The sequence below is a fragment of the Streptococcus bovismuti genome, assembly GCF_042436615.2.
Classification (GTDB): domain Bacteria; phylum Bacillota; class Bacilli; order Lactobacillales; family Streptococcaceae; genus Streptococcus.
Genome location: NZ_JBHMFR020000008.1, coordinates 11791 through 29103 on the forward strand (window position 1 = coordinate 11791; position 17313 = coordinate 29103).

13 protein-coding genes and 1 pseudogene are annotated in these 17313 nt (G+C 44.6%); all 14 read left to right on the top strand.

Annotated elements, in window-relative coordinates; translation table 11 throughout:
- Positions 1-385: 385 nt before the first annotated feature.
- The 14 genes and pseudogenes from comA (at position 386) to ACERDH_RS08350 (ending at position 17282) form a co-directional block, all read left to right on the top strand.
- Positions 386-2539 (top strand): peptide cleavage/export ABC transporter ComA, encoded by a 2154-nt coding sequence (comA, locus tag ACERDH_RS08285; RefSeq protein ID WP_386686116.1) that lies wholly within the window; start codon positions 386-388, stop codon positions 2537-2539.
- Positions 2540-2551: 12 nt separating this feature from the next.
- Positions 2552-3901 (top strand): competence pheromone export protein ComB, encoded by a 1350-nt coding sequence (comB, locus tag ACERDH_RS08290; protein WP_265482343.1) that lies wholly within the window; start codon positions 2552-2554, stop codon positions 3899-3901.
- 169 nt (positions 3902-4070) lie between these two features.
- Positions 4071-4778 (top strand): phosphoribosylaminoimidazolesuccinocarboxamide synthase, encoded by a 708-nt coding sequence (gene purC, locus ACERDH_RS08295; RefSeq protein WP_229294829.1) that lies wholly within the window; start codon positions 4071-4073, stop codon positions 4776-4778.
- Between the two features lie 76 nt (positions 4779-4854).
- Positions 4855-4923, top strand: a pseudogene (locus ACERDH_RS09835) (phosphoribosylaminoimidazolesuccinocarboxamide synthase); the annotation flags it as partial.
- A gap of 54 nt (positions 4924-4977) precedes the next feature.
- Positions 4978-8703 carry a phosphoribosylformylglycinamidine synthase gene (locus ACERDH_RS08305; protein WP_386686120.1) on the top strand — a complete coding sequence of 1242 codons (3726 nt, stop codon included), beginning with the start codon at positions 4978-4980 and terminating at the stop codon, positions 8701-8703.
- Between the two features lie 92 nt (positions 8704-8795).
- Positions 8796-10238 (top strand): amidophosphoribosyltransferase, encoded by a 1443-nt coding sequence (gene purF / locus ACERDH_RS08310; RefSeq protein WP_386686123.1) that lies wholly within the window; start codon positions 8796-8798, stop codon positions 10236-10238.
- Between the two features lie 36 nt (positions 10239-10274).
- Entirely contained in the window at positions 10275-11297 is a 1023-nt protein-coding gene (gene purM, locus ACERDH_RS08315; RefSeq protein WP_386686126.1) for a phosphoribosylformylglycinamidine cyclo-ligase, read from the top strand.
- A complete protein-coding gene (gene purN, locus ACERDH_RS08320) occupies positions 11294-11845 on the top strand; it encodes a phosphoribosylglycinamide formyltransferase (RefSeq protein WP_386686129.1) in 552 nt (183 codons plus the stop codon). The genes purM and purN overlap by 4 nt, the downstream gene beginning before the upstream one ends.
- Before the next feature lie 44 nt (positions 11846-11889).
- The gene (locus ACERDH_RS08325; protein WP_050261349.1) at positions 11890-12354 is read left to right on the top strand and encodes a GNAT family N-acetyltransferase; all 465 of its coding nucleotides are present in this window, start codon (positions 11890-11892) and stop codon (positions 12352-12354) included.
- Between the two features lies 1 nt (position 12355).
- Positions 12356-13903 carry a bifunctional phosphoribosylaminoimidazolecarboxamide formyltransferase/IMP cyclohydrolase gene (gene purH, locus ACERDH_RS08330; RefSeq protein WP_386686133.1) on the top strand — a complete coding sequence of 516 codons (1548 nt, stop codon included), beginning with the start codon at positions 12356-12358 and terminating at the stop codon, positions 13901-13903.
- 121 nt (positions 13904-14024) lie between these two features.
- Positions 14025-15287, top strand: coding sequence for a phosphoribosylamine--glycine ligase (gene purD / locus ACERDH_RS08335; protein WP_386686136.1), 1263 nt, complete (start codon positions 14025-14027; stop codon positions 15285-15287).
- Positions 15288-15478: 191 nt separating this feature from the next.
- Entirely contained in the window at positions 15479-15967 is a 489-nt protein-coding gene (gene purE, locus ACERDH_RS08340) for a 5-(carboxyamino)imidazole ribonucleotide mutase (RefSeq protein ID WP_125416735.1), read from the top strand.
- Positions 15954-17045 (top strand): 5-(carboxyamino)imidazole ribonucleotide synthase, encoded by a 1092-nt coding sequence (gene purK, locus ACERDH_RS08345; RefSeq protein ID WP_261069781.1) that lies wholly within the window; start codon positions 15954-15956, stop codon positions 17043-17045. The genes purE and purK overlap by 14 nt, the downstream gene beginning before the upstream one ends.
- Positions 17046-17054: 9 nt before the next feature.
- Positions 17055-17282: a hypothetical protein gene (locus ACERDH_RS08350; protein ID WP_064275776.1), complete on the top strand. Its 228-nt coding sequence runs from the start codon at positions 17055-17057 to the stop codon at positions 17280-17282.
- Positions 17283-17313: the final 31 nt, after the last annotated feature.

Genomic DNA, 17313 nt, shown 5'->3' on the forward strand with positions numbered 1-17313 from the left:
GGAATAGGTGTCTTATAGTAACGAATCAAAAAAAGGAGTAACTATGAATCGTAATTTAGAACGGTGTTATCTATTCTGACTGTGAATAGATCATACCAGAGTGGCTTAGAAATAGCAGGGACATTAGTAATTGAAGTAATAAATAGGATGTCATAAATGTTACTATCAATGATTTATTTGTTCCAAGCTTGCCTAGGGTGTCAGTAAAAATCAATTTCCTTTCATACCATATTTTTAGTAGGTAGGACGCTTGTTCTGCCTATTTTTTTATCTCAAAAGTGCAGTTGGGAGGGAGATAGGCGCATTTGGGGAGGAAGTCCAGTTTTTGTTTGGTGTTTGGGGTAAGATAGTTATTATCAGATGAGTTTAGGAAAAGGAGATGAATATGAAATTTGGGAAAAGTCACTATCGTCCGCAGGTGGATCAGATGGACTGCGGTGTAGCTTCATTAGCCATGGTTTTTGGCTACTATGGTAGTTATTATTCTTTGGCTCACTTGCGAGAATTGGCTAAGACGACCATGGATGGGACGACGGCTTTGGGCTTGGTCAAGGTGGCAGAGGAGATTGGCTTTGAGACGCGGGCTATCAAGGCAGATATGACGCTCTTTGACTTGCCAGATTTGACTTTTCCTTTTGTTGCCCATGTGCTTAAGGAAGGGAAACTGCTCCACTACTATGTGGTGACTGGGCAGGATAAGGATAGCATTCATATTGCCGATCCAGATCCTGGGGTGAAATTGACCAAACTGCCACGTGAGCGTTTTGCGGAAGAATGGACAGGAGTGACTCTGTTTATGGCACCTAGTCCAGACTACAAGCCTCATAAGGATCAAAAGAATGGTCTACTCTCTTTTATTCCTATATTAGTGAAGCAGCGTGGCTTGATTGCTAATATCGTTTTGGCAACACTCTTGGTAACCTTGATTAACATTGTGGGTTCTTATTATCTGCAGTCTATCATTGATACCTATGTGCCGGATCAGATGCGTTCGACACTGGGGATTATTTCTATTGGGCTGGTGATTGTTTATATTCTTCAACAAATCTTGTCTTATGCTCAGGAGTATCTCTTACTTGTTTTGGGGCAACGCTTGTCGATTGATGTGATTTTATCCTATATCAAGCATGTTTTTCACCTGCCTATGTCTTTCTTTGCGACACGCAGAACAGGGGAAATCGTGTCTCGTTTTACGGATGCTAACAGTATCATTGACGCGCTGGCTTCGACCATTCTTTCAATTTTCCTAGATGTGTCAACGGTTGTCATTATTTCTCTTGTTTTATTTTCACAAAATACCAATCTCTTTTTCATGACTTTATTGGCACTTCCTATATATACAGTGATTATCTTTGCCTTTATGAAGCCGTTTGAAAAGATGAATCGGGATACCATGGAAGCCAATGCGGTTCTGTCTTCTTCTATCATCGAGGACATCAATGGTATTGAGACTATCAAGTCTTTGACCAGTGAAAGTCAACGTTACCAAAAGATTGACAAGGAATTTGTAGATTATCTGAAAAAATCCTTTACCTATAGTCGAGCAGAGAGTCAGCAAAAGGCTCTGAAAAAGGTTGCCCATCTCTTGCTTAATGTCGGCATTCTCTGGATGGGGGCTGTTCTGGTCATGGATGGAAAAATGAGTTTGGGGCAGTTGATTACCTATAATACCTTGTTGGTTTACTTTACCAATCCTTTGGAAAATATCATCAATCTGCAAACCAAGCTTCAGACAGCGCAGGTTGCCAATAACCGTCTGAATGAGGTTTATCTGGTAGCTTCTGAGTTTGAGGAGAAGAAAACAGTTGAGGATTTGAGCTTGATGAAGGGAGATATGGACTTCAAGCAGGTTTACTATAAGTATGGCTATGGTCGAGATGTCTTGTCGGATATCAATTTGACTATTCCGCAGGGTTCTAAGGTGGCTTTTGTGGGGATTTCGGGGTCAGGTAAGACGACCTTAGCCAAGATGATGGTTAATTTTTACGATCCAAGTCAGGGAGAGATTAGTCTGGGTGGTGTCAATCTCAATCAGATTGATAAAAAGGCTCTGCGTCAGTATATCAACTATCTGCCTCAACAGCCCTATGTATTTAATGGAACGATTTTGGACAATCTTCTTTTGGGAGCCAAGGAGGGAACGACACAGGAAGATATCTTACGGGCGGTCGAATTGGCAGAGATTCGGGAGGACATTGAGCGCATGCCACTGAATTATCAGACAGAGTTGACTTCGGATGGGGCAGGGATCTCAGGTGGTCAACGTCAGAGAATTGCTCTGGCGCGTGCTCTCTTGACAGATGCACCGGTCTTGATTTTGGACGAGGCGACCAGCAGTTTGGATATTCTGACAGAGAAGCGAATTGTCGATAATCTTATGACTTTAGACAAGACCTTGATTTTCATCGCCCACCGCTTGACTATTGCTGAGCGGACAGAGAAGGTTGTTGTCTTGGATCAGGGCAAGATTGTTGAAGAAGGAAATCATGCTGATTTGCTTGCACAGGGTGGCTTTTACGCCCATTTGGTCAATAGCTAGAAAGAGGAGAGGATGAAACCAGAATTTTTAGAAAGTGCGGAGTTTTATAATCGTCGTTACCATAATTTTTCCAGTCGGGTGATTGTCCCCATGTTCCTTCTGCTCGTGTTTTTGCTTGGCTTTGCAATATTTGCAGAGAAGGAGATGAGTTTGTCTACTAGAGCTACTGTTGAGCCTAGTCGAATCCTTGCAAATATCCAGTCAACTAGCAATAATCGGATTCTTGTCAATCATTTGGAAGAAAATAAGCTGGTTAAAAAGGGAGAACTGTTGGTTCAATATCAAGAAGGGGCAGAGGGTGTCCAAGCGGAGGCCTATGCTAGTCAGTTGGACATGCTTAAGGATCAAAAAAAGCAATTGGAGTATTTGCAAAAGAGTCTGCAAGAAGGGGAGAACCACTTTCCAGAGGAGGATAAATTTGGCTACCAAGCCACCTTTCGTGACTACCTCAGCCAAGCGGCTAGTCTTAGGGCTAGTACATCGCAACAAAATGAGACCATCGCGTCCCAGAATGCAGCAGCTAGCCAAACCCAAGACGAAATCGGCAATCTCATCAGCCAAACAGAGGCTAAAATTCGCGATTACCAGACAGCTAAGTCAGCTATTGAAACAGGCGCTTCCTTGGCCAGTCAGAATCTAGCCTACTCTCTCTATCAGTCCTACAAGTCTCAGGGCGAGGAAAATCCCCAAGCAAAATCTCAGGCTGTTGCGCAGGTTGAAGCGCAGCTCTCTCAGTTAGAATCCAGTCTTGCTACTTACCGTATTCAGTATGCAGGTTCGGGTGCCCAACAAGCCTATGCGTCAGGCTTAAGCAGTCAATTGGAGTCTCTCAAATCCCAACACTTGGCAAAAGTTGGTCAGGAATTGACCCTTCTAGACCAGAAAATCTTGGAGGTGGAGTCAGGTAAGAAGGTACAGGGAAATCTTTTGGACAAGGGGAAAATTACGGCGAGTGAGGATGGGGTGCTTCATCTTAATCCTGAGACCAGTGATTCTACCATGGTTGCAGAGGGGGCTCTACTAGCCCAACTCTATCCATCTTTGGAAAGAGAAGGGAAAGCCAAACTAACAGCTTATCTTAGTTCAAAAGATGTAGCAAGGATCAAGGTCGGTGATTCTGTTCGCTATACGACGACTCATGATGCCAAGAATCAACTTTTCCTAGATTCTACTATTACAAGTATTGATACGACAGCTACTAAGACTGAGAAAGGGAATTTCTTTAAAATCGAGGCGGAGACTAATCTAACTTCTGAGCAGGCTGAAAAACTTCGATATGGGGTGGAAGGTCGTCTGCAGATGATTACGGGCAAGAAAAGTTACCTACGTTATTATTTGGATCAATTTTTGAATAAAGAGTAATGTTCGTGTTTTTAGAGTTAAATGATTTTAAAACTGTGAGAAATCTTTTTCTTGCGGTTTTTTCTTTATGATTTTTGAGGTTACTACGTTATTTATTCGGTTAAATTCTTGTAATTTTAGGTTTTTTGTGGTAAAATGTGCTCAAGTAATACGAAAGGCGAACTTTAAAATGTCAAAACAATTGATCTATTCGGGAAAAGCTAAAGATATCTATACAACTGAGGATGAAAATCTTATTATTTCAACTTACAAGGACCAGGCGACTGCTTTCAATGGTGTTAAGAAGGAGCAGATTGCGGGCAAAGGAGTGTTGAATAATCAGATTTCATCTTTTATTTTTGAGAAATTAAATGCGGCTGGTGTGGCGACTCACTTTGTGGAGAAACTTTCAGACACGGAACAACTCAATAAAAAGGTTAAGATTATTCCTCTGGAAGTCGTGCTTCGCAACTATACAGCTGGTTCCTTTTCAAAACGTTTTGGCGTAGACGAAGGTATTGCATTTGAGACTCCGATTGTCGAATTTTACTACAAAAATGATGATTTGGATGACCCGTTTATCAATGACGAACATGTGAAATTCCTACAGATTGCGGATGACCAGCAGATTGCCTACTTGAAGGAAGAAACGCGTCGTATCAATGAACTTTTGAAAGGCTGGTTTGCTGAGATTGGGCTTAAGTTGATTGACTTTAAGCTAGAGTTCGGTTTTGACAAGGATGGCAAGATTATCTTGGCAGATGAATTTTCACCAGATAATTGCCGTTTGTGGGATGCAGATGGCAACCACATGGATAAGGATGTTTTCCGTAGGGGACTAGGTGAATTAACCGATGTTTATGAAGTTGTTTGGGAGAAGCTGCAAGGTTTGAAATAATCTGTTTGCAACGGAAAACCTTCGTCTCTCAACTAAAAGGACTCAGGCTGAAAAGGTCCCCCAGACCTTTTCACTCCGTAGGGGATTGGGAGAACTAACAGATGTTTACGAGATTGTCTGGGAAAAGTTGCAGGGTTTGAAATAACAACCTCAAGGTCGTTGGAACATTGTAAAAGCTGAAATAAAGGAATAAGGATTGATGGATAAACGTATTTTTGTAGAGAAAAAGGCTGATTTTCAGGTCAAGTCAGAGAGTTTAGTAAGAGAGCTCCAGCACAACTTGGGACTTTCAAGCTTGAAAAGTATTCGCATCGTGCAAGTTTATGATGTATTTGACTTGGCAGAGGACCTGTTTGCACCTGCAGAGAAACATATTTTCTCTGAGCAGGTGACAGACCATGTTTTGGACGAAACGGCTGTGCAGGCGGATCTTGCCAACTATGCTTTCTTTGCGATTGAAAGCCTACCAGGGCAGTTTGACCAGCGTGCAGCATCTTCACAGGAAGCCTTGCTTTTGCTGGGAAGTTCTAGTGACGTGACGGTTAATACAGCACAATTGTACTTGGTCAATAAGGATATTGATGTGACGGAATTAGAAGCGGTCAAGAACTATCTGCTCAATCCAGTTGATTCTCGTTTTAAGGACATCACGACAGGGATTGCCAAGCAGGAGTTTTCAGAGTCAGACAAGACCATTCCAAACTTAGATTTCTTTGAAACTTATACGGCAGAAGATTTTGCACAGTATAAGGCAGAGCAAGGATTGGCAATGGAAGTGGATGACCTTCTCTTCATTCAAGATTACTTTAAGTCCATTGGACGTGTGCCTACGGAAACAGAACTCAAGGTTTTGGATACTTACTGGTCTGATCACTGTCGTCACACGACTTTTGAGACTGAGTTGAAGCACATCGACTTTTCAGCTTCTAAATTCCAAAAACAATTGCAGGCAACCTATGAAAAATATATTGCCATGCGTGAGGAATTAGGTCGTTCTGAAAAACCACAAACCTTGATGGATATGGCGACTATTTTCGGTCGTTATGAGCGTGTTAATGGACGTTTGGACGATATGGAAGTGTCAGACGAAATCAATGCTTGCTCAGTAGAAATCGAAGTGGATGTTAATGGTGTGAAAGAACCATGGCTTCTCATGTTCAAGAATGAAACCCACAATCACCCAACAGAAATCGAACCATTTGGTGGGGCTGCTACCTGTATCGGTGGAGCCATTCGTGATCCATTGTCAGGTCGTTCCTACGTTTATCAAGCTATGCGTATCTCGGGTGCTGGTGATATTACAGCACCGATTTCGGAAACTCGTGCTGGAAAATTACCACAACAAGTCATTTCTAAGACAGCGGCTCATGGTTATTCTTCTTACGGGAATCAGATTGGGCTTGCGACGACCTACGTTCGTGAATACTTCCACCCAGGCTTTGTAGCTAAACGCATGGAGCTAGGTGCTGTTGTTGGTGCGGCTCCTAAGTGCAACGTTGTCCGAGAAAAACCGGAAGCGGGAGATGTGATTATTCTCCTTGGTGGCAAGACAGGACGTGATGGTGTCGGTGGTGCGACAGGTTCTTCTAAGGTTCAAACAGTTGAGTCTGTTGAGACTGCTGGAGCTGAGGTTCAAAAAGGGAATGCCATCGAAGAACGCAAGATTCAGCGCCTCTTCCGTAATGGTGATGTGACCCGTCTTATCAAGAAGTCTAATGACTTTGGTGCTGGTGGTGTCTGTGTAGCCATCGGTGAATTGGCAGACGGTCTTGAAATCGATCTCAACAAAGTACCTCTTAAATACCAAGGATTGAATGGTACCGAAATTGCCATTTCTGAATCTCAAGAACGGATGGCGGTCGTGGTTCGCCCAGAAGACGTAGATGCCTTCGTTTTAGAATGTAACAAAGAAAATATTGACGCTGTTGTTGTTGCGACAGTGACTGAAAAACCAAATCTAGTCATGCACTGGAATGGTGAAACCATCGTGGACTTGGAGCGTCGTTTCCTTGATACCAATGGTGTGCGCGTGGTCGTCGATGCCAAGGTTGTGGACAAGGATGTCAAGCTCCCAGAAGAGCACACAACAAACTCTGATACACTTGAAGCTGATATCCTTGCGGTTCTATCTGATTTGAATCATGCGAGTCAAAAAGGATTACAGACTATCTTTGACTGCTCTGTTGGACGCTCAACGGTTAATCACCCACTTGGTGGTCGTTACCAACTCACACCAACTGAGGCATCTGTGCAGAAATTACCAGTTCAACACGGTGTGACTCATACTGCGTCAGTCATGGCTCAAGGATTCAATCCATATGTAGCAGAATGGTCTCCATACCACGGTGCTGCTTATGCTGTTATCGAAGCGACAGCTCGTTTGGTGGCTGCTGGTGCCAACTGGTCTAAGGCTCGTTTCTCTTACCAAGAGTATTTCGAACGCATGGACAAACAAGCTGAGCGTTTTGGTCAGCCAGTAGCAGCTCTCCTAGGCTCTATCGAGGCACAAATTCAGCTTGGTTTGCCATCTATCGGTGGTAAGGACTCCATGTCTGGTACCTTTGAAGAATTGACAGTACCACCTACCTTGGTTGCCTTTGGTGTGGCAACAGCAGATAGCCGTAAGGTGCTTTCTCCTGAGTTCAAGACTGCTGGGGAAAATATCTACTACATCCCAGGCCAAGCACTCTCAGCAGAGATTGATTTTGACTTGATTAAGTCTAATTTTGCTCAGTTTGAAGACATCCAAGCTGGTCACAAAGTAACAGCAGCTTCAGCTGTTAAATACGGTGGTATTATTGAAAGTTTGGCACTTGCTACTTTTGGGAATCATATCGGTGCAGAAGTAATCTTGCCTGAACTTGAAAGTTCTTTGACAGCACAATTGGGCGGATTTGTCTTCACATCGCCTGAAGAAATTGCTAGAGTAGAGAAAATCGGTCAAACGAAAGCAGACTTTACACTCCTTGTCAACAGTGTGAAGCTAGATGGACAGAAACTTGACAGTGCCTTCCAAGGCAAATTGGAAGAAGTTTACCCAACAGAGTTTGCCCAAGCCAAAGAACTGGCTGAAGTGCCAGCTGTGGTATCAGATGTTGTGATTAAAGCAAAAGAAAAGGTTGAAAAACCTATGGTCTATATCCCAGTCTTCCCAGGAACCAACTCAGAATATGACTCTGCTAAAGCCTTTGAGAAAGAAGGTGCAGAAGTTAACTTGGTGCCATTTGTGACCTTGAATGAAGAGGCTATTGTCAAGTCAGTCGAAACTATGGTTGACAACATCGGAAAGGCTAACATTCTCTTCTTTGCAGGTGGATTCTCAGCTGCGGACGAGCCAGATGGTTCCGCTAAGTTTATCGTCAACATCCTGCTCAATGAAAAAGTGCGTGCAGCTATTGATAGCTTTATCGCTCGTGGTGGCTTGATTATCGGTATCTGTAATGGATTCCAGGCTCTCGTCAAATCAGGTCTTCTTCCATACGGAAACTTTGAAGATGCTAGCAGTACTAGTCCAACCCTCTTCTACAATGATGCCAACCAACACGTGGCCAAGATGGTAGAAACTCGAATTGCCAATACCAACTCACCATGGCTTGCTGGAGTGGAAGTTGGTGAGATTCATGCCATTCCTGTTTCGCACGGTGAAGGGAAATTTGTCGTGACGGCTGAGGAATTCGCTGAGCTCCGTGACAATGGACAAATTTTCAGCCAATATGTTGACTTTGATGGAAAACCAAGTATGGATTCTAAGTACAATCCGAATGGTTCTGTCCATGCCATCGAAGGAATTACCAGCAAGAACGGCCAAATCATCGGTAAGATGGGACACTCAGAACGTTATGAAGACGGTCTTTTCCAAAACATCCCAGGCAATAAAGACCAGCACCTGTTCTCGTCAGCGGTTAAATATTTCACTGGAAAATAAGACTTGCAGATTTTCTAATAGATAGCATCAGTAATGTAGAAGTCATGTAGATTTATCTCTTGATGATTGCAAATGAAAATTAGGTATAAAAAATGACATACGAAGTAAAATCTCTTAATGAAGAATGTGGTGTTTTCGGTATCTGGGGACATCCAGATGCTGCTAAATTGACCTATTTTGGGCTCCACAGTCTTCAGCACCGTGGTCAGGAGGGGGCAGGAATCCTCTCCAATGACCAGGGACAATTGAAGCGTCATCGTGATATGGGCCTTCTATCAGAAGTCTTCAGAAATCCTGCTAATTTGGATAAATTGACAGGAACTGGAGCGATTGGACACGTGCGTTATGCGACTGCTGGCGAAGCTTCTGTAGATAACATCCAGCCTTTCCTCTTCCGTTTTCACGATATGCAGTTTGGCTTGGCTCATAATGGGAACCTGACCAATGCGGCCTCTCTCAAGAAAGAATTGGAAGAACGAGGAGCGATTTTCAGCGCGACTTCGGACTCGGAAATCTTGGCTCACCTCATTCGTCGTAGTCACAATCCTAGTCTGATGGGCAAAATCAAGGAAGCACTCAGTCTTGTCAAAGGTGGTTTTGCCTATATTTTGCTGTTTGAAGATAAGTTGATTGCGGCTCTTGACCCAAATGGTTTTCGTCCTCTTTCAATCGGTAAAATGGCTAACGGAGCCGTCGTAGTATCATCTGAAACATGTGCTTTTGAGGTTATTGGTGCAGAATGGATTCGCGATTTGAAGCCAGGTGAGATTGTGATCATTGATGACAAGGGAATCCAGTATGATAGCTATACGGATGATACTCAGCTTGCGATTTGTTCTATGGAGTATATCTATTTTGCCCGCCCTGATTCTAATATCCACGGTGTCAATGTCCATACGGCTCGTAAACGTATGGGTGCCCAATTGGCGCGTGAATTCAAGCATGAGGCGGATATAGTGGTCGGTGTGCCCAATTCTTCCCTAAGCGCGGCTATGGGATTTGCGGAAGAATCTGGTTTGCCAAATGAAATGGGTCTTATCAAGAACCAATACACGCAACGTGCCTTTATCCAACCGACTCAAGAATTGCGGGAGCAAGGGGTACGTATGAAACTCTCTGCTGTTTCAGGTGTTGTCAAAGGCAAGCGCGTGGTTATGGTGGATGATTCCATTGTTCGTGGAACAACCTCTCGACGTATTGTTCAGCTCCTGAAAGAAGCAGGGGCGACTGAGGTTCACGTTGCTATCGGTAGTCCAGCGCTAGCTTATCCATGTTTCTACGGGATTGATATCCAGACGCGTCAGGAGCTGATAGCTGCCAATCATACGGTTGAAGAAACTCGCCAAATCATTGGAGCGGACAGTCTGACTTATCTCTCTGTTGAGGGATTGATTGATTCGATTGGGATTGAAACAGATGCGCCAAATGGTGGTCTCTGTGTTGCTTACTTTGACGGTGACTACCCAACACCTCTCTATGACTACGAAGAGGACTACCGTCGAAGTTTGGAAGAAAAGACCAGTTTTTACAAATAGATGACAGATCTTCTGTTAAAGAAAAGGAAAAATAAAATGGCAAATAAAAATGCGTACGCTCAATCTGGTGTGGATGTTGAAGCGGGTTATGAAGTTGTTGAACGGATTAAAAAGCACGTGGCTCGTACGGAGCGTGCAGGTGTCATGGGAGCTCTGGGTGGCTTTGGTGGTATGTTTGACCTTTCAAAAACAGGTGTCAAAGAACCCGTCTTGATTTCAGGAACTGATGGTGTCGGAACCAAGCTCATGCTGGCTATCAAGTACGACAAGCACGATACCATCGGTCAGGACTGTGTAGCCATGTGTGTCAATGATATCATCGCTGCGGGTGCGGAGCCCCTCTATTTCCTTGACTACGTAGCGACAGGGAAGAATGAACCAGCTAAGCTAGAACAAGTTGTCGCTGGTGTGGCAGAAGGTTGTGTGCAGGCAGGTGCTGCCCTCATTGGTGGGGAAACGGCTGAAATGCCTGGCATGTACGGCGAAGATGAATATGACTTGGCTGGTTTTGCGGTTGGTGTGGCTGAAAAATCTCAAATCATTGACGGTTCAAAGGTGGCAGAAGGAGATGTTCTTCTCGGACTTGCTTCAAGTGGGATTCATTCCAATGGTTACTCTCTCGTCCGTCGTGTCTTTGCGGATTACACAGGTGATGAAATCTTGCCAGAATTGGAAGGCAAGCAACTCAAGGAAGTTCTTCTTGAGCCGACTCGTATCTATGTCAAGGCTGTCTTACCACTCATCAAGGAAGGGTTGGTCAACGGCATTGCCCACATCACAGGTGGTGGCTTTATTGAGAATGTCCCTCGTATGTTTGCAGCTGACTTGGCTGCTGAGATTGAAGAAGACAAGGTTCCGGTGCTTCCAATTTTCAAAGCCCTTGAAAAATACGGTCAGATCAAACACGAAGAAATGTTTGAAATCTTCAATATGGGTGTGGGACTTATGCTAGCAGTTAGCCCTGAAAATGTAATTCGTGTCAAGGAATTGTTGGATGAACCAGTCTATGAAATTGGTCGCATCGTCAAGAAAGAAAACGAAAGTGTCATCATCAAATGAAAAAAATAGCGGTTTTTGCCTCTGGTAATGGCTCAAATTTTCAGGTGATAGCGGAACGATTTCCAGTAGAGTTTGTCTTTTCAGACCATCGTGACGCCTATGTGCTCGAACGTGCAGACAAGCTCGGCGTTCTATCCTATGCTTTTGAACTCAAGGAGTTTGAGAGCAAGGCAGACTACGAAGCAGCCCTTGTCGAACTCTTGGAAGAGCACCAGATTGACTTGGTTTGTCTAGCTGGCTATATGAAAATCGTTGGGCCAACCTTATTGGCAGCCTATGAAGGCCGAATCATCAACATTCATCCAGCCTACCTGCCAGAATTTCCAGGAGCTCATGGGATTGAGGACGCTTGGAATGCTGGCGTTGCTGAGAGCGGCGTGACCATTCATTGGGTGGATTCAGGTGTGGATACAGGAAAGGTTATCAAACAAGTGCGCGTGCCACGGTTAGCTGATGATACCATTGAAAGTTTTGAAACTCGGATTCATGAGGCGGAGTACAAGTTGTATCCAGAGGTGCTGGATGGCTTGGGAGTGGAGAGAAGATAAGAAGTAAATCAAGTTTTGATTGCGCAATCTTATTAGGAGAAAAAATGATTGAACTGAAATTAGTAGATGAGAGCAGTTTTCAGGCAGTGCTGGATTTGAAAATATCTGAAGCTGATGAACGAGCACGTTTCGTGGCTCCAAATGTACGCTCTTTAGCTGACGCATGGCTCTACCGGGAAAATGAAGATGTGTTTCCGAGGGCAATCTATTGGGATAAGCAAGTGGTTGGCTTTCTCCTGCTGGAAATAGACAAGGATGAAGCGGAATACTTTATCTGGCGGATAATGATTGGTCAGCAGTACCAAGGAAGAGGTTATGGTCGAAAAGCCTTAGAAGTTCTAATCAAAGAGGCTCAGATGGATAGAGTCTGCAGTCATATTGTTGCAGATTATGTGGTTGGAAATGAAAAAATGAAGCACCTGCTGACTAGTCTTGGTTTTCAGGAAACAGGATTTATAGAAGAAAATAACGAAGTCGCTATGCGCTTGGACTTAAAGAAAGAGGAATAGAATGACGAAAAAAGCCTTAATCAGCGTCTCAGATAAAGCGGGCATTGTTGAATTTGCCCAAGAACTTAAAAAACTTGGTTGGGAGATTATCTCGACGGGTGGGACCAAGGTTGCCCTTGATAATGCTGGGGTAGACACCATTGCGATTGATGATGTGACTGGTTTTCCAGAAATGATGGACGGTCGTGTCAAGACCCTTCATCCAAATATCCACGGTGGACTCCTCGCTCGTCGTGATTTGGATAGTCACCTGGAAGCAGCTAAGGAGAACCAGATTGAGCTCATTGATCTTGTTGTGGTAAACCTTTACCCATTTAAGGAAACCATCCTCAAACCAGACGTGACTTACGCTGATGCAGTTGAAAACATTGATATCGGTGGGCCATCTATGCTTCGCTCGGCAGCGAAGAATCATGCCAGCGTAACAGTTGTGGTAGATCCAGCTGACTATGCTGTGGTTTTGGGACAATTGGCAGCTAACGGCGAAACAAGTTACGAAACTCGACAACGTTTAGCAGCCAAGGTTTTTCGTCACACAGCGGCTTATGACGCCTTGATTGCAGAGTATTTCACAGCTCAAGTCGGAGAAAGTAAGCCTGAAAAGCTCACTTTAACCTATGACCTCAAGCAAGCCATGCGTTACGGTGAAAACCCTCAACAAGATGCAGACTTTTACCAGAAAGCTTTGCCGACAGACTACTCGATTGCTTCAGCAAAACAGCTCAACGGGAAAGAATTGTCATTCAATAACATCCGTGATGCTGACACTGCCATTCGTATCATCCGTGATTTCAAAGATTGTCCAACCGTTGTAGCTCTTAAACACATGAATCCGTGCGGTATTGGTCAGGCTGATGACATTGAGACTGCTTGGAACTACGCTTATGAATCTGACCCAGTATCTATCTTTGGTGGAATTGTCGTTCTCAACCGTGAGGTGGATGCTACGACAGCTGAGAAGATGCATGGCGTTTTCCTCGAGATCATCATCGCACCAAGCTATACGGATGAAGCGCTAGCTATTTTGACCAACAAAAAGAAAAACTTGCGGATCCTTGCCTTGCCATTTGACGCTCAAGAGGCTAGCGAAGTGGAAGCAGAATACACAGGCGTGGTTGGTGGACTTCTCGTGCAAAACCAAGACGTGGTCAAAGAAAGCCCAGCTGACTGGCAAGTGGTGACCAAACGCCAACCAACTGAGAAAGAAGCGACAGCTCTTGAGTTCGCTTGGAAGGCTATCAAGTACGTCAAATCAAACGGCATCATTATCACCAATGACCACATGACACTTGGTGTTGGCCCAGGTCAAACCAATCGCGTGGCTTCTGTTCGTATTGCGATTGACCAAGCCAAAGACCGCCTTGACGGTGCTGTACTTGCTTCGGATGCCTTCTTCCCATTTGCGGATAATGTGGAAGAAATCGCCAAAGCAGGTATCAAGGCCATCATCCAGCCAGGTGGATCGGTCCGTGATCAGGAATCCATCGAAGCTGCTGACAAATACGGCTTGACGATGGTCCTCACAGGAGTGAGACATTTTAGACATTAAGAACGTTAAAGGGAAGAAAACAGTTTCTTTCCTTTTTTGCGTAAAAATGCGGAGTGAAACAAGATTAAAACGAACGTTTGTGATATAATATTAGTAAATAATTCGCAAAAGAGGTTGAGGAATGAAGCTGTTAGTTGTCGGTTCGGGTGGTCGTGAACATGCGATTGCTAAGAAGTTGCTTGAGTCAAAAGACGTTGAAAAAGTATTTGTAGCTCCTGGGAATGATGGGATGACTCTTGATAGTTTGGAATTGGTAAATGTCTCTATTTCCGAACATTCTAAATTGATTGAGTTTGCAAAAACCAACGATATTGATTGGACCTTTATCGGTCCAGATGACGCCCTTGCGGTTGGTATCGTGGATGATTTCCATGCAGTTGGTCTCAAAGCCTTTGGTCCGACAAGATTGGCAGCTGAGCTGGAGTGGTCCAAGGATTTTGCCAAGGAAATCATGGTCAAATACGGCGTTCCGACAGCAGCCTATGGCACATTCTCGGACTTTGAGGAAGCCAAGGCCTATATCGAAAAGCAGGGTGCGCCTATCGTAGTCAAGGCGGATGGCTTGGCGCTTGGGAAGGGTGTCGTCGTTGCGGAGACGGTTGAGCAAGCAGTCGAAGCAGCTCACGAGATGCTTTTGGACAATAAATTTGGTGATTCAGGTGCGCGTGTAGTTATTGAGGAATTCCTTGATGGGGAGGAGTTCTCCCTCTTTGCCTTTGTCAATGGGGACAAGTTCTACATCATGCCAACAGCTCAGGACCACAAACGTGCCTATGATGGCGACAAAGGGCCTAACACGGGTGGTATGGGTGCCTATGCGCCAGTTCCACACTTGCCACAGATTGTAGTTGATACAGCGGTTGACACCATTGTCAAGCCAGTCCTCGAAGGGATGATTAAAGAAGGTCGCCCTTATCTGGGTGTCCTTTACGCAGGGCTTATCTTGACAGCTGATGGACCTAAGGTCATCGAGTTTAATGCTCGCTTTGGAGATCCTGAAACGCAAATCATCTTGCCTCGTTTGACATCTGACTTTGCACAAAATATTACGGATATCCTCTATGGCAAGGAGCCAGCTATTACTTGGACGGACAAGGGTGTGACACTTGGCGTGGTTGTCGCATCAAACGGTTATCCGCTAGACTATGAAAAAGGTGTCAAGTTGCCAGCCAAGACAGAAGGAGACATCATCACCTACTATGCAGGTGCTAAGTTTGCGGAAAATAGCAGAGCACTGCTCTCAAACGGTGGCCGTGTCTATATGCTCGTCACCACCGCAGACACCGTCAAAGAAGCTCAAAACACTATCTACAGCGAACTTAACAAACAAAACACAGAAGGGCTCTTCTACCGAACCGATATCGGAAGCAAGGCAATTAAGTAAAGATATAAGAATAACGCGACGAAGTCGCCAAATACGATAATGGTCGCCGTGGTGAAAAGACCAGAACAGTTTCTGTTCTGGTCGGGGAAGCTTTGAGACCTTAGGCTCAAAGTTTAGTAATGAAACCGAAGGTTTGCTGCCGTCCCTCACAACTTAAGGTGATTGTTGAAAAAGAGGAAAAAGGAAAAGAAATGAAATCAGTAATTTCCATTATCATGGGCTCAAAATCCGACTGGGCAACCATGCAAAAAACCGCAGAAGTCCTAGATCGCTTTGGTGTAGCCTACGAAAAGAAAGTTGTTTCTGCACACCGTACACCAGACCTCATGTTTAAACATGCGGAGGAAGCACGTAGTCGCGGTATCAAGGTCATCATAGCGGGTGCTGGAGGCGCAGCCCATTTGCCAGGTATGGTCGCAGCTAAAACAACCCTTCCAGTCATTGGGGTGCCCGTCAAATCACGTGCCCTTAGTGGCGTGGACTCGCTCTATTCTATCGTTCAGATGCCGGGCGGTGTGCCTGTGGCGACAATGGCTATTGGTGAAGCTGGTGCGACAAATGCGGCTCTCTTTGCCCTCCGTCTCCTCTCAGTAGAGGACCAAGCTATTGCGACAGCTTTGGCAGATTTTGCAGAAGAACAAGGAAAAATCGCAGAGGAGTCGACGAATGAGCTCATCTAAAACAATCGGCATTATCGGTGGTGGTCAACTGGGTCAGATGATGGCCATTTCTGCTATCTATATGGGTCACAAGGTTATCGCGCTGGATCCTGCGGCGGATTGCCCGGCCTCTCGCGTTGCGGAAATCATCGTGGCTCCTTATGACGATGTGGATGCCCTTCGTCAGCTGGCGGACCGCTGTGATGTTCTCACTTATGAATTTGAAAATGTCGATGCCGACGGTTTGGATGCTGTTATCAAGGATGGACAACTCCCTCAAGGAACCGATCTACTTCGCATCTCCCAAAACCGGATTTTTGAAAAGGACTTCCTTTCTAACAAGGCTCAAGTAACGGTGGCTCCTTACAAGGTTGTAAATTCTAGTCAAGACTTGGCGGAGATTGACCTGTCCAAAAACTATGTCCTCAAGACTGCGACTGGTGGCTATGACGGGCATGGGCAAAAGGTCATTCGCTCAGAAGCAGACTTGGAAGAAGCCTATGAACTAGCAGACTCAGCAGATTGTGTCTTGGAAGAATTTGTCAATTTTGACCTTGAAATTTCTGTCATCGTGTCAGGAAATGGCAAGGACGTGACGGTTTTCCCAGTTCAGGAAAATATCCACCGTAACAACATCCTGTCAAAAACCATCGTGCCAGCTCGCATTTCAGAAAGTCTAGCTGAAAAAGCCAAAGCCATGGCTGTGCGAATTGCTGAACAACTTAACTTATCTGGAACGCTTTGCGTGGAAATGTTTGCGACCGCTGATGACATCATTGTCAATGAAATTGCCCCACGACCACACAACTCTGGGCACTACTCTATCGAAGCTTGTGACTTTTCACAATTTGATACACATATTCTGGGCGTTCTGGGAGCACCATTACCAGCTATCAAACTGCATGCCCCAGCCGTTATGTTTAATGTCCTCGGCCAGCATGTCGAGGCTGCTGAAAAATATGTCACAGAAAATCCAAGCGCCCACCTCCACATGTATGGTAAAATAGAAGCGAAGCACAACCGCAAAATGGGGCATGTGACTTTGTTTAGTGATGCGCCGGATGAGGTTGAGGAGTTTGGGAAAGGAATTGATTGGTAGGTGAAGACTATGATTCAAATCATTGTTAACGCTTTTGTTGAAAAGGATAAGACTGGAGCAGTCGTGGAAGTCTTGTATGCTAGCAGTGATCATGAAAAGGTGAAGGCTAAATATGAAGAGCTAATTGCTCAATATCCTGAAAACTATTTAGCAATTTATGATTTACCATTGGATACCGATCTCAATGAATTACTACACTATCCATCTGTGTTTATAGGAAAAGAGGAGTTTGAGTAGAAATCTTGGTTTACCTAGATAGCTTATTCCC

Coding starts and splice junctions, on each gene's coding strand:
- comA (WP_386686116.1), top strand. CDS start 386: ATGAAATTTGGGAAAAGTCACTATCGTCCGCAGGTGGATCAGATGGAC.
- comB (WP_265482343.1), top strand. CDS start 2,552: ATGAAACCAGAATTTTTAGAAAGTGCGGAGTTTTATAATCGTCGTTAC.
- purC (WP_229294829.1), top strand. CDS start 4,071: ATGTCAAAACAATTGATCTATTCGGGAAAAGCTAAAGATATCTATACA.
- ACERDH_RS08305 (WP_386686120.1), top strand. CDS start 4,978: ATGGATAAACGTATTTTTGTAGAGAAAAAGGCTGATTTTCAGGTCAAG.
- purF (WP_386686123.1), top strand. CDS start 8,796: ATGACATACGAAGTAAAATCTCTTAATGAAGAATGTGGTGTTTTCGGT.
- purM (WP_386686126.1), top strand. CDS start 10,275: ATGGCAAATAAAAATGCGTACGCTCAATCTGGTGTGGATGTTGAAGCG.
- purN (WP_386686129.1), top strand. CDS start 11,294: ATGAAAAAAATAGCGGTTTTTGCCTCTGGTAATGGCTCAAATTTTCAG.
- ACERDH_RS08325 (WP_050261349.1), top strand. CDS start 11,890: ATGATTGAACTGAAATTAGTAGATGAGAGCAGTTTTCAGGCAGTGCTG.
- purH (WP_386686133.1), top strand. CDS start 12,356: ATGACGAAAAAAGCCTTAATCAGCGTCTCAGATAAAGCGGGCATTGTT.
- purD (WP_386686136.1), top strand. CDS start 14,025: ATGAAGCTGTTAGTTGTCGGTTCGGGTGGTCGTGAACATGCGATTGCT.
- purE (WP_125416735.1), top strand. CDS start 15,479: ATGAAATCAGTAATTTCCATTATCATGGGCTCAAAATCCGACTGGGCA.
- purK (WP_261069781.1), top strand. CDS start 15,954: ATGAGCTCATCTAAAACAATCGGCATTATCGGTGGTGGTCAACTGGGT.
- ACERDH_RS08350 (WP_064275776.1), top strand. CDS start 17,055: ATGATTCAAATCATTGTTAACGCTTTTGTTGAAAAGGATAAGACTGGA.